9 protein-coding genes are annotated in these 13,348 nt (G+C 68.1%); 6 read left to right on the top strand and 3 right to left on the bottom strand.

Translation table 11 applies throughout. The features are described 5' to 3' along the window. Positions 1 to 27 precede the first annotated feature (27 nt). Together GGD82_RS08335 and GGD82_RS08330 are read left to right on the top strand one after the other, a co-directional pair. Complete coding sequence (locus tag GGD82_RS08335) at positions 28 to 1,815, top strand: type I secretion system permease/ATPase (protein ID WP_150061377.1); 1,788 nt, start codon at positions 28 to 30, stop codon at positions 1,813 to 1,815. Positions 1,816 to 2,215: 400 nt separating this feature from the next. Beyond that, positions 2,216 to 4,015 carry a hypothetical protein gene (locus GGD82_RS08330; RefSeq protein ID WP_150061378.1) on the top strand — a complete coding sequence of 600 codons (1,800 nt, stop codon included), beginning with the start codon at positions 2,216 to 2,218 and terminating at the stop codon, positions 4,013 to 4,015. A 117-nt stretch (positions 4,016 to 4,132) separates the two neighbouring features. Here GGD82_RS08330 and GGD82_RS08325 read toward each other — a convergent pair whose 3' ends face one another. The 3 genes from GGD82_RS08325 to GGD82_RS08315 form a co-directional block, all read right to left on the bottom strand. Beyond that, positions 4,133 to 6,220, bottom strand: coding sequence for a cache domain-containing protein (locus GGD82_RS08325; RefSeq protein WP_150061379.1), 2,088 nt, complete (start codon positions 6,218 to 6,220; stop codon positions 4,133 to 4,135). 91 nt (positions 6,221 to 6,311) lie between these two features. After that, on the bottom strand, positions 6,312 to 7,988 hold the full coding sequence (locus GGD82_RS08320) for a thiamine pyrophosphate-binding protein (RefSeq protein WP_150061380.1): 1,677 nt from the start codon (positions 7,986 to 7,988) through the stop codon (positions 6,312 to 6,314). Between the two features lie 147 nt (positions 7,989 to 8,135). Then, the gene (locus GGD82_RS08315) at positions 8,136 to 8,915 is read right to left on the bottom strand and encodes an aspartate/glutamate racemase family protein (RefSeq protein ID WP_150061381.1); all 780 of its coding nucleotides are present in this window, start codon (positions 8,913 to 8,915) and stop codon (positions 8,136 to 8,138) included. A gap of 245 nt (positions 8,916 to 9,160) precedes the next feature. Between GGD82_RS08315 and GGD82_RS08310 the strand changes: the two genes are divergently transcribed. The 4 genes from GGD82_RS08310 (at position 9,161) to ychF (ending at position 13,326) form a co-directional block, all read left to right on the top strand. Continuing rightward, the gene (locus tag GGD82_RS08310; RefSeq protein ID WP_150061382.1) at positions 9,161 to 10,174 is read left to right on the top strand and encodes a TRAP transporter substrate-binding protein; all 1,014 of its coding nucleotides are present in this window, start codon (positions 9,161 to 9,163) and stop codon (positions 10,172 to 10,174) included. A 146-nt stretch (positions 10,175 to 10,320) separates the two neighbouring features. Next, positions 10,321 to 10,857 carry a TRAP transporter small permease subunit gene (locus tag GGD82_RS08305; protein WP_150061383.1) on the top strand — a complete coding sequence of 179 codons (537 nt, stop codon included), beginning with the start codon at positions 10,321 to 10,323 and terminating at the stop codon, positions 10,855 to 10,857. After that, the gene (locus GGD82_RS08300; RefSeq protein WP_150061384.1) at positions 10,854 to 12,146 is read left to right on the top strand and encodes a TRAP transporter large permease; all 1,293 of its coding nucleotides are present in this window, start codon (positions 10,854 to 10,856) and stop codon (positions 12,144 to 12,146) included. The genes GGD82_RS08305 and GGD82_RS08300 overlap by 4 nt, the downstream gene beginning before the upstream one ends. 76 nt (positions 12,147 to 12,222) lie before the next feature. Further along, positions 12,223 to 13,326, top strand: a complete 1,104-nt coding sequence (gene ychF, locus GGD82_RS08295) for a redox-regulated ATPase YchF (RefSeq protein ID WP_150061385.1) — start codon at positions 12,223 to 12,225, stop codon at positions 13,324 to 13,326. The last annotated feature ends 22 nt before the right edge of the window (positions 13,327 to 13,348 follow it).

Genomic DNA, 13,348 nt, shown 5'->3' with positions numbered 1-13,348 from the left:
TCCGGCGAACACATGTGAGGACGGGCCTTGGCTGAGGCGAGCAGACCGGCGAAATCATCCGGCGGGCGGGCGCCGTCCCGCATCGACGAACTAACCTCGGCGCTGGGGGCGGCTCGTATGCAGGTGCTGATGGCGGGCGCCTTCAGCCTGTTCACGACCGTCCTGATGATGGTCCTACCGATCTACGTGTTTCAGATCTTCGAACGGGTGCTGACCAGCCGGTCGATCCCGACGCTCACCATGCTGATGCTCATCACCGCCGGGGCAATGGTGGTGTTGGCGCTGCTCGATCTTGTCCGGCGCGTGGTCCTTCGGCGCGCCGGGGCCGTCCTGGAACACCGGCTGACGGGACCGATTGCCGAAATCCTGTTCGACGCGAACCGGCATGGCCCCCGCCCAGGACTGCGCCAGACGCTGGCGGATGTCGCGACACTCCGGGACGCCCTGTGCGGCCCGGCGCAGCGCGCGGTCACCGAACTGCCCTGGCTGGTGCTCTTCCTGATCCTGGTGCTGCTGTTCCATCCCGCCGTGCTCCTCGTCGCCGCGATCGTCACCCTCCTTCTGGTGGCCGTTGCGGTGCTGGCCCGCCCGCTGACCATTCGCCGGGCCCGGGACGCTCAGACGCATGCCATCCTCGCCGACACCGAGTTGGAGGAGCGCCTGCGGCACGCCCCGACCCTGGCCGCCATGGGCATGACGCCGATGATCATCCGGCGGTGGCGCACGACCTACGACACCGCGCAGCGCGAGCTGCTCACCATCCACCACCGCCTTGCGCTGCTGGACATTACCGCCACGCTGCTGCGCCACCTCGGAACCATGGGCGTTCTGGGGATGGCGGCGTGGCTTTTCATCGAAAGCGACCTGACGGCGGCCGGGGTCATCACCGTCGGCCTTCTCGCGGATCGCGCGTTCGGCGTCCTCACGGCGCTGGTGGCGGGCTGGCCGGCGTTCGTCCACACACGCGGCGCTCGGGACCGGTTGCGCGCTCTGTTCGAGCAGGCGAAACCGCCGGCGGAGCGTATGACCCTGCCGCCGCCGACCGGCGCAGTCGCGGTCCAGCAGGTCATGGTGGCGCCGCCCGGTGCGCGTCACGTGGTCTTGAAAGGCGTGTCGCTGGAGCTTGCAGCCGGTGGCTCGCTTGGCATCATCGGCCCAAGCGGCGCCGGCAAGACGGCGCTGGCCCGGACCCTGGTCGGGCTTTGGTCGCCCGCGCAGGGCACGGTTCGACTCGACGGCAACGACCTGGCCAACTGGAACGCTGACCAGCTCGGCCATCACGTCGGCTACCTCAGCCAGGATATCGCCCTGACCAACGGCACAGTCGCAGAGACCATCGCGCGCATGGGGCCCGTGGATCCAGAGGGCGTAATCGAGGCGGCCCGCCGCGCCCACGTCCATGAGGTTCTGCTGCGCCTGCCGAACGGGTACGACACCGATATTGGCGAGAACGGGCACGTGCTGCCCGCTGGCCTACGCCAGCGCGTGGCGCTCGCCCGCGCCCTGTACGGCGATCCCCGGCTGATCGTTCTCGACGAACCGAATGCGTTCCAGGATACGGAAGGCGAGCAGGCCCTTACCAAGGCACTTCAGACCATGCGGGAGGACGGACGCACGGTCGTCATGATCACGCAGAAGCCAACCCTGCTCACAGCCCTGGACTCCGTGCTGGTGCTGCGGGAGGGGCAGATCGAAATGATGGGGCCACGGGATTCCGTTCTGTCACGCTTCGCGCGCGGTGCCGGGTCGGCGCAAGGCCGGGGTCGCATCGCGCCGCCCAAGGACAGCCCCCCGGGCGACGGGCCGAACCGGTGAGGATGTGTGGCCAGCGTGACACACCGAAAGGCACCCCACGGACTCACGGGAGCACCATTTCTTGGCACGCGCGAGCGATTGGGGTACCGTCAACCGGTTTTTTAACACGGAGGCAAGTGCTTGCGGACACCTCCGTAGACACCGCAAACGTGCGGCCACGGGGCGCGGGCGCCCAGGGAACCGGGCCGACTGATCGCACGCCGACAGAGCGCGTTGACCTATGGATCAGGATCGGGCTGCATGGACCCAATCCAAAGCGACGGTGGCCCATTGGGGCCCCGTGGGGTCTTCGCGCCGGTTCGGATGTGGGTCGATCCGGCCCTGTGGAGGGAACCGGTAAGGGTCCATATCGGAATGGGCCATATCGGAATGGGCCATATCGGAAAGGGATTGTGACCTCATGGTCGCTTCGCTCGTATCGATGCCGGAGTTCCTGCGCAGCCGAACGGCGCGCACGCCGAACGGCCCCTGGACCAACCAGGAGTTGGCGGAACTGTCCCGGGTCGTGAACCTTTTGGCCCGTGCGGGCCTGACGGTCGAGACCGATTCAGGCATGACGGATGAAGGCGATCCCTGGTTCGTTTTCGCAAACCCAAACACAGGCGATGTCATCGCGCATCTGGCCCGCATCGACGGGCGATTCGTCGCGGCCGGCGCGAACGCGGGCGTGGTCCTGGATGGCCGGGATTTCCGCGATGTCGTCGACAAGATCATGGCAAGCCAACCGCTGGCCTTCGGGCAGCCCCAAGCCCCATCCGAGCGGCCGTCCAGCCGTGCATACCGGCGCGACGAGGCGGCTCCCACGGGCATGGGCCTCGGCGAGCGGCTAACCCCGCGGGACACCAACGCCGAAAGTGGATCGGGCAGCAATGTCACGACGCTGTTCACGCACCCGAGCATTGTTCTGGCGGCGTTCGTCGCGACCGCACTCATGCATGGCCGAAAGAGCGGAGATTCGGGAACATCCAGCAGCACCACCGGACCGACGACGAAAGGCGCTCTGGATGCCCGGTCGTCGGCCCCAAACGCCCGGGCCCAGCTTACCGATACCCTGACATCCTTGGCGGTGTCCGAGTCCGCCGCGGGCGGGAACGCCGGCACAGGCGGCTTCATGCTGCACAGCACCGGCATGGCATCCGCCGTGGCGATCGTCGTGGCCGCCGCCACGCCCATCAGTTCGGGGGCGGATGGCTCCGGGACGACGATGCTGGCCACGCTGTCTCACGCTCTCACCGGGAACGGATCGGGGGACGAGTCCGCGAACCAAACCGGCAGTGCTGACGACTCGCACGCGCAGGGGCGCGACGACCCGACCCACAGTCCGCGTCCGTTCGACTCTCTGTCCGCCGGGCCACGCGCCGATGGCGGAGAGGCCGCCTCGGTGCAGACAGCCCGGTCGGTCGGCGACGGGCCGGCCGCTCACCACGGCCATCCCGACGGCGATCCGGGAGCCCCCGACACTTTGGTGGACGCCGATCTGTTTCTGGTCGCGCTCAAGGCGGAATCCCGGGACCGGAACGCTGAGCCCTCGGCTCCGCATCCGACCGGCGACGGGTCGTCCTCGGACGCAGCGTCGGCGGATGGCGCCCACGACGGCGACGCCGGATCCGGGACGTCAACGCAGGGCAACGCCGGCCGCGCCACCACCGTGGCCTCCGCCGCCACCACGGCACCGAGCGACGGCAGCGGCGCGGGCGACGACGGTGGTGGCGGATCAACCGCAGTGGCCAACGCGGGGAACACCGCCGGATCCGAAGCCTTCAGCATCACCGTGTGGATCGAATCGCCGACCGACTCCGAAAACCAACTGGCGCTGAACGACGCGACCAGTGAGACAGACGGGGGCGGGACGCACGACACCCCAGCCTGTGAGTTCGGTGCCGGCCCCCTGGATACCATCGAACCCACGGACGCGCTTCTTCTGATCTACCAGTCCGCCGCCCGCCCGACGCACGGCGCGCCGATCGGCGATACGCCGGATGTCGGGGGCGCTGGCGGACAAGACATCGTCTACGCCGGCGGGCTACTCCAGGTCGATACGTTCGACCCGATTCACGATACGCTGTCGATTACCGGGGAGCCGGCAACGCAGGCCTTCTATCAGGTGATCGCGACCTACGACGGCGTGGAGTTCCGGTTCGACGCGGACAACATCGTGACCCTCACCGGGGTGGGCCTGGAGGACCTCGGGTTCGCCTGAGGCCATGACCGATCCGGCCCTCCCCCCCCGTTCCCCGTTGGCCTGACGGGGCCCCTTATCGTCGGCCGGTCGTGATCGGCGGCCGGTCGTGATTTCGACCGAAAGGGGTCCGGTGTATTACGCGGAGTCCGGAGGAAGCGGTGCGGGTGGACTGCCGCCGCGCGCCACGGTCAGGGTCGCGAAGAAGGTCGTGCCGACCCCGACCTTGGACTCCAGCCAGATCCGCCCGCCGTGGCTTTCACAGATGCCCTGGCAGATGCTCAGGCCGACGCCGGTGCCGGGGTAGGTGTGCGCCGGATGAAGGCGCTGAAAAATCTGGAAAATTCGACCGTGGAACGCCGGGTCAATGCCCAAGCCATTGTCGGCGATGGCGATGGTGGCCTCATCGCCCGACACCGTCCCGTGAACCTTAACCGAGGCCGGTCGCTCCGGATGCCGGTACTTGATCGCGTTTTCCACAAGGTTCTGGAACAGACTGACCAACAGCGCCGGCCGGCCCATCACGATCGGGAGGTTCGGGGCAACGTCGACGATCACGTCAGCCTCCCGGATACTGGCATTCAGGTTGCTTAGCACCCGCGCGAGCACGGTATTGAGATCGACCACTTCGAACGGGGAATCCGCCCGCTTGATCCGAGAGTATTCGAGCAGGTCGCCGATCATGTCATGCAGGCGCCGCGCCCCATCGGTCACGAAATCGATAAAGGTATCGGCATCGCTGTCGAGTTGCCCGCGGTAGCGCCGTCGCAGCAAGCCCGCGTAACTCGACACAATGCGCAGCGGTTCCCGCAGATCGTGGGACGCGACGTAGGCGAATCGCTCCAGCTCAGCGTTTGATTTCTCCAGTTTGCGCGTTTGCTCTTCCAGCGCCGCCTCGGCCGCGTCGCGCCGGGCCACCATGCCCCGGACCGCAACGGCGAGCTGGTAGGCTTCCGCGTGGCGCATCGTGGTGGGATCCAGATCGGTGGCTTGCCGGCCGTCCCCGGCCAGGAACGCCTTCAGGGTCCCGATGTCGTGCCCGATTCGCCGGGCGCTGTGCACGGCGATGGCATAGCTGGCGGCGGCCAGAATGACGACCAGAGCGCTCCCGATTGCCAGACTGCGCAAGGCATCCGCGCGGATCTCATCGCGCATTCGAGCAATGTTGGCGTTGATGTCATCGATCGCCACGCCCGCCCCGATGTACCACCCCCATTCGGGCACGGGCAGAACGTAGCTCAGCCGTTCCGAAACCGGGTACTCCGGGTCCAGTTGAGGCCGCACGTACCGCACGTAGCCGCCGCCGCCCTTCGCGGCGGCCACCAGTTCCTGCACCACCCTGACACCACCCCGGTCGATGAGGTCCCAGGCGTTCGTGCCCTTGCCCGGCCCGAGCAGACTGCGGCCGGTCCAGGTTCCGGCGAAGATGTAGCCGTCGTCACCGAAGTGCATGGCCTCGAGTTGGGCCAAGGTCTCGGCCTGGACCTGACTCGTCATATCCTTGATGTAGTCCCCGGTGGCGATTCCCCAGTTCAGCGGCGCGAAGCGGCAGACGTAGGACACTTTCGCGTGCTCTGTGCCGGGCTTGTTCGGATGCTGCCAGAGGTAGGGATAGAACCCCTCCCCCTCGGTTCGCAGCATCTTGATCATGGCCCGGACGATGGGGCGCCCCTCCGGATCGACCGCGTCGCGGAGGTCCGTGCCCTCCAGCTCCGGCATCGTGCTATGCAGGATGGTGGCCCCGGTGTCGACATCGAAGATGAAGTAGTAGCCGCGCCCCTGATCGAACCGAATGGACCGCAAGGCCTCGCGGATGATGCCCCGCATGGCCTCCTCGTCCGCGCCGGGAGGCCGGCTCTCCCACAGGGCGCGGACAATACTGACGCCCTGCTCCCCGCGTTCGCGAATGACCCGGCGGGCCCGCGCCTCCACGGTCTGCCGCTGATGTTGAGCGCCGTTCACAGCGGTCTCGACGAGCGCACGAATGTACGTGCGCCGTTCTTCCATCAGGATTTCGGCGCGCAACTCAACCTCGCGCGCCATCGTGCGGTACAGATCAAAGCCCCAATAGGCGTACAGACCGACGAACGCCGCCGCAAACGCCAGGAACAGGCGCAGGGACAGTGCCCGCACAAGGCCAGGACGCCACCCGGTATCACGGCCTGCCTCGGCTACCGACACGGCAGGCGAGGGCCTCATCTCGGCCTCCGTATCGGGCGAGGTCATATCCGTTACTCTTCGGTTGCGCGTGCCGCCTCCAGGCAGTCTACCGTACGGCTTTTGCGTTGCCCAGCAGCACCTTCACCCCGCGCAACGATCAGCCACCCGCGCGGATCTGGCTCAGGGTCCGGGTCGGGGTGATGGCCTCGGGGTCCAGGTGGATGTCGAGCAGCGCCGGTCCCTTCTGCTGTTCGACATGATCGCAGGCCCGGGCGAACGCCGGCGCGAACGCCGCCGTCTCCGTCACCGTCTCGCCGAACGCCCCGTAGGAGCGCGCCAGCATGGCGAAATCCGGGTTCGTGAGATCGGTCGCCGAGATGCGCCCGGGGTACGCCCGCTCCTGATGCATCCGGATGGTGCCGTACATGCCGTTGTTCACCACCAGGATCAGGATCGGCAACCGATTCTGGGCCATCGTGCCCAGCTCCGGCAGGGTCATCTGAATATCGCCGTCGCCCGTGACGCAGACCACGGGCCGGTCCGGACAGGCCAGTTGCGCGCCGACCGCCGCCGGCATCGCGTAGCCCATCGATCCGGACGTGGGCGCCGCCTGGGTTCCATAACGGCGGAAGCGGTGGAAGCGATGCACCCATGTGGCGAAATTGCCGGCCCCGTTTGTGATGATCGTGGTGTCCGGCAGCACCTCCTGAAGGTGCGTCATGATCGGCCCCATGTGGACCGCGCCGGGGCCGGTCTCGGGCGGCGTCGACCACATGCGGTAGGCGTGATGCGCGGCGCGAACCACGCCGTCGTCTCGGCGGCGCAGCGGCGGCGGCAGAGCACCCAACGCGGCGCAAAACGCCCGGGGTGTCGCCGCGATACCCAAGGACGACCGGTAGACGCGCCCCAGTTCCTCCGGATCCGCATGCACGTGAATCAGCGTCTGGCGCGGCCGGGGAATGTCCAGCAGCGTGTAGCCCTGGGTCGGCACATCGCCAAGCCGGCTACCCACGGCGAGGATGACATCGGCGTCCCGCACCCGCTTCAGCAGCGCGGGATTGGCCCCCAGCCCCAGATCCCCAGCGTAGTACGGATGCGCGTGATCGAACAGCATCTGACGCCGGAACGCGCAGGCCACCGGCAGGCCGCGCACCTCGGCGAAGCGGGTAAAGGCCGTCACCGCCGTCTCGTCCCAACACGAACCGCCCACGATGGCGAGCGGCCGCTCGGCCCCGTCCACCAGTGCCGCCAGCCGAATCATATCCTGATGCCCGGGGTGCAGCTCCGTCGGCGCGAACCCTTTCGGCAGGGTGATGTTGGTGGCGTCGTCACGCAGCATATCCTCGGGCAACCCGAGAACCACGGGGCCCGGGCGCCCGCCGGTCGCGACGTGAAAGGCCCGCGAGATCATCTCCGGCACCCGGTCCGCCCGGGTGATGTCCGCCGCCCATTTGGCCACGTCCCCGAACAGGCGGGCGACGTCGACTTCCTGAAACGCCTCGCGATGCCGCGTCCCGCGCGCGATCTGCCCGACGAACAGGACCAGGGGCGTCGAGTCCTGCTGCGCCACATGCAGGCCCGCCATCGCGTTGGTGGCCCCGGGGCCGCGCGTAACAAAGGCGACGCCGGGACGCCCGGTGAGCTTGGCCTCGGCCTCTGCCGCCATGGTGGCGCCGCTCTCGTGGCGGCAGCCGACAAACCGGATGGCGGAGTCGTGCAGCGCGTCCAGCACCGGCAGGAAGCTCTCACCGGGCACGCCGTACACTCGGCGGACACCAAGGCGATTCAGGCAGCCCACCACCCATTCACCGCCTGTCGCCGTGATACGCTCCATCACACCCCTCTCCCTGCGTTTCCTGGGTCCGCGTTTCACGGAGATGTCATGCGGGGAGCGTGTACGGTGTCCGGGCCGCCCGAGTCCAGCCGTTATCGACACGCAGTGCACGTGTTGTCCGACCACAGAACCACGGGGATCGCAGGGTCACCCCGACGCCGAACGGGACGACAGCAGGCCGGTCGTCATCCACCGTACGGCCATGGCCAGATCGAACACCGGCGCGTCGGCCTCCATGCGGATGCGACGGCTGTACGGCCCCAAATTGGTGCATTCGAGGATGACAGCGCCGAGTCGGCCGCCCGCCCGGCCCCGCAGGCGTTGCGCCGCCATCGCGGCATCGCCCTCGGCCAGGGCCGCGTCCAGCGTGGGCTGGTCCTCCGCAATCGCTGGATAGAACGTCCGCGAACTCTCCAGGCCCTCGACCAGAAGATCCGGATCCCACATCGCGCCGAAATGGGCAGGCTTCAGCGCCCGCGCGTCGAACGTCAGCACGCCGAGGCTCCCGCGCGGGCCGTACGCCGCCCGCAGCAGGGGAACCAGCACCAGGGCGCTCGACAGCACCGGAACCGACACGGCGGCGCGCAGGCGCTCCTGCAACGCCCCGAGGAACCCGCAACTGGTCGCGATCACCCGCGCCCCCTCCGCCTCCAGCGCACGGGCGGCGTCGATCAGGTCGCGGACCAGCGGTTCCTCGACCGCCTCCGACCGAACCACCGCACCGACCCGCGCCCGATCCACGCGGCGGTAGAGCACGCGCCCTTCGAAGGTGTCGGGATGCCCGATGTCCCCGGGCAGGCGGGGAAAGCGCGTGTTCAGCATGATGACGCCGACGGGGCCCATCGCCTCGGGAACCGGCGCGTTGGACAGCGGATGCGTCTCGGCAAGACATGGTTCGGGGGCACACCGCTCGAAGGGATCGATCATGGCTCTATCCGGAACAAGGGGGACGCAGAGGATTGGCGCGTCTTTACAGTGCGGGCGCGGAGTCGGGCGACGCAAGGGTCACACGGCGCGGCGCACGCCAGCGGCCACGCCCTGGCGCCGTGGGCTTTGACCGCACCGCCGTTGGTCGCTAACACTTCACAGGCGACGACTCGCTCGGTCATCCGGCCGGCCGCCTACGGCCCGTGCGGCACGCACCGGGCTCAAAAAACGGGAGTTTCACGACCATGCCGCATCCGTTTCCCCGCCGCTGTGGCCTGATCCGCACTGCCTCGCTGAGCGCCGCACTTGCGCTGCTCCTGGGCCTCGGCCTGGGAGCCACGAGCGCCCGGGCGGAAACCTGGGACATGCCGATGGCCTACGCGGCCTCCAACTACCACTCGGAGAACAACGCAGCCTTCGCCGCCGCTGTCACCGAGCGAACCGGCGGCGCGCTGGAGATCAAAACGCACCCGGGCGGCGCGCTGGTGCCGGGTGGGGAGATCTTCGGGGCGGTGCGGCGCGGAATCGCCCCCATCGGCGAGCGGCTGATGTCGGCGCTGGGCAACGAGGACCCGATCTTCGAAATCGACGCCGTGCCGTTCCTGGCGACCAGCTTCGAGGAGGCCCGCGCGCTCTACGACGCCTCGAAGGCGGCGACCGAGCAGGTGCTGGCGGAGAAGGGTCTGAAGCTGCTGTATGCCGTGCCGTGGCCGCCGCAGGGCCTGTATTCGACCAGGCCGATCGAAAGCATCGCCGACATGAAAGGGCTGAAGTTCCGCGCCTACAACCCGGCGACCTCGCAACTGGCCGAACTGATGGGCGCCATCCCGACCAGCATCGAAACGGCCGAGCTGTCCCAGGCCTTTGCGACCGGCGTCGCGGAAAGCATGATCTCCTCCGGCTCCACCGGCTATGATCGCAAGATCTGGGAGTTCGTCGACTACTGGTACGACGTCCAGGCGTGGCTGCCCAAGAACATGGTCATCGTCAATCAGGCCGCCTGGGACGGTCTGGACGAGGCCACCCAGGCCATCGTGCTGGAAGAGGCCACCAAGGCCGAAGACGCCGGCTGGGCCGAGGCGCAGCGCTTGGCGGACTGGTACAAGGAGCAGTTGGCGGCCAATGGCATGACCGTCGCCCCGCCCTCCCCCACGCTGAAGGCGGAGTTCCGCGATCTGGGCGCCACCATGGCGGCCGAGTGGAAGGACCGCGCCGGCGACCTGGGCGCCGAGGTCCTTGAGGCCTACAAAGCAGAATAAGCGCCGCTGAGCCGGGTCCAGGCGGGCGAAGACGGCCGCGTTGCGATGCGCACGCGGGGACTTCGCCCGCCCCGCCCCACCACATCACACACCCCGCCCCTCGCCCCGCCCCTCGCCCCGCCCCTCGCCCCGCCCAGGACCGCCACATGACCCGAGCCTTCGCCGCCCTGGCCTGGGGCCTCGACCGCTTCTATGTCGCCTGCGGCGCGGTGGCCGCCCTGCTGCTCGTGGTGCTCACGGGCCTGATCCTCGCCAGCATCGTCTCCCGCCTGATCGGGGTCTATCTGGGTGGGGTGAATGCCTACGCCGGGTATGCCATGGCCGCCGGGGCGTTCTTCGGCATGCCCTACGCCTTCCGCTCCGGCGCGCACATCCGCGTCACTCTGCTCCTCACCAATCTCACCGGGTGGACGCGCTGGGCGTTTGAGCTGTGGGCGCGCGCGATCATCGCCGCCGCCGCCGGTTACATGGCGGTCTACTTCGGGCGCCTGACGTACTACTCCTACGTCTACGGCGACATCAGCCAGGGCGCGGACGCCACGCCGCTGTGGATACCGCAAAGCGTCATGGCCGTCGGGGCGGTCTGTTTCGCCATCGCGACGGCGGATTCCGCGGTCCGGTGCCTGGTGGAGGGGCGGCACAGCCTCACGGCCCCCGAGGCGGACGGAGGCCGCGACACATGAACGAAGGCCTCCTGATCGCGATTTTCGTCCTGTCTCTGTTTGCGTTTCTCGGGTCGGGCGTGTGGGTGGGGGCGAGCCTGCTGGCCTGCGCCTGGATCGGGATGGAGCTGTTCACCAGCCGCCCCACCGGCGATTCCATGGCGATGATCCTGTGGAGCGCGCAATCCTCCTGGACCCTGACGGCCCTGCCCATGTTCATCTGGATGGGCGAGATCCTGTTCCGCTCCCGCCTGTCGGAGGTGCTGTTCCAGGGCCTGACGCCGTGGCTGGCCCGGCTGCCCGGGGGCCTTCTGCATGTGAACGTCGCCGGCTGCGCGATCTTTGCCGCCATCTCCGGATCCTCGGCGGCCACCGTGGCCACGGTCGGCAAGATGTCGATCCCGGAGCTGCGCGCACGCCAGTACCCGGAGCGTATGGTGGTCGGCACCCTGGCCGGAGCGGGCACGCTGGGCCTGCTGATCCCGCCGTCGATCTCGCTCATCATCTACGGCGTTTCGGTCAACGAGAGCATCGCCAAGCTGTTCATCGCCGGCCTGCTGCCCGGGGCCTGCCTCGCCCTGATGTTCATGGCCTACGTCGCGCTCTGGGGTCTGCTGTCGAAGCACAAAAGCGCCGATCGGGTGGTGTACACGATGCGCGAACGGCTGCACGGCCTGTGGTTGCTGCTGCCGGTGGTGTTGCTGATCCTGGGTGTGATCGGATCGATCTATTCCGGCGTGGCGACAGCGACGGAGGCCGCCGTGCTCGGCGTGGTCGGATCCTTGGCGCTGTCGGCGTTGCACGGAAGCCTGTCGTGGGAGGCGTTCCGGGACTCCCTGCTGGGTGCGGTGCGGACCTCGGCCATGATCGCCTTCATTCTGGCGGGCTCGACGTTCCTGTCTCTGGCGATGGGGTTCACCGGCATTCCCCGCGCGCTGGCGGAGGGCATCGGCGGCCTGAACCTGTCGCCGCTTGAACTCATTGCCATGCTGACGGTGTTCTACATCATCCTGGGCATGTTCCTGGACGGCATCTCCTCCATCGTCTTGACCATGGCGGTGATCGAGCCCCTGGTGCGGCAGGCCGGGTTCGACATGGTGTGGTTCGGCATCTACCTGATGATCGTGGTGGAGATGGCGCAGATCACCCCGCCCATCGGATTCAACCTGTTCGTCCTGCAAGGGATGACCGGCCACGACATGGGGTTCATCTCCAAGGCGAGCGTTCCAATGTTCCTGATCATGGTCCTGGCCATCGTCGGACTGGTGTGGTGGCCCGACGTGGCGCTGATTCTGCCCCGGAACATGTAACCCTCCTGTTGCCACCGGGGCGGTCATGGGGTACTGCGCCCACACCTCTCCCCACATTCAACCGAACAGGCGACCGATGGGATTCAATTGCGGCATCGTGGGCCTGCCCAACGTGGGCAAGTCGACGCTCTTCAACGCGCTCACCTCGACGGCGGCGGCGCAGGCGGCCAACTTCCCGTTCTGCACCATCGAGCCCAACGTGGGGCGCGTGGCGGTGCCCGACGACCGCCTTGACAAGCTCGCCACCATCGCCAAGTCGGCGAAGGAAATCCCGACCCAGCTTGAGTTCGTCGACATCGCCGGGCTGGTGCGCGGCGCGTCCAAGGGCGAGGGCCTGGGCAACCAGTTCCTGGCCAACATCCGCGAGACGGACGCCATCGTCTCCGTCCTGCGCTGCTTCGAGGACGAGAACGTCACCCACGTCGACGGGGCGGTGGACCCGATCCGCGACGCCGAGACGATCGAAACCGAACTGCTGCTCGCCGACCTGGAGAGCCTGGAAAAGCGCATCGTACCGCTGGGCAAGAAGGCCAAGGGCGGCGACGCCCTCGCCAAGGCGCAGATCGCGGTCATGGAACCGGCCCTGGCGCTGCTGCGCGAGGGCAAGCCGGCCCGCCTCGCCCGCCCGACCGATCCGGACGCGCTGAAGCAGTTCCACCAGTTGAACCTGCTGTCGTCGAAGCCGGTGCTATACGTCTGCAATGTGGACGAGGAGAGTGCCGCGGCCGGCAACGCCCTGTCCGCCCGGGTGGCCGAGAAGGCCGCGGCCGAAGGCGCCGTCTCCGTTGTGATCTCCGCCGCCATCGAGGCCGAGGTCGCCCAGCTTGAAGACCCGGAGGAAAAGGCGGCGTTCCTGGAAGACCTGGGCCTGTCGGAAACCGGCCTGACCCGGGTGATCCGGGCCGGGTACGACCTGCTCGACCTGCTGACGTTCTTCACCGTCGGCCCGAAGGAGGCGCGTGCCTGGACCGTGCGCCGAGGCGCCAAGGCGCCGGAAGCGGCCGGGGCGATCCACACCGATTTCGAACGCGGCTTCATCCGGGCCGAGACCATCGCCTACGCCGACTTCATCGCCTGTGGCGGCGAGCAGGGCGCCAAGGACGCAGGCAAGATGCGCTCCGAGGGCAAGGACTACGTCACCCAGGACGGCGACGTGTTCCACTTCCTGTTTAATGTTTAACGCTAGGCGGCTATGAGCCCGC

This window comes from Roseospira marina (genome assembly GCF_014197855.1).
Taxonomy (GTDB): Bacteria; Pseudomonadota; Alphaproteobacteria; order Rhodospirillales; family Rhodospirillaceae; genus Rhodospira; species Rhodospira marina.
This window is presented reverse-complemented; position numbering and strand designations above follow the sequence as displayed.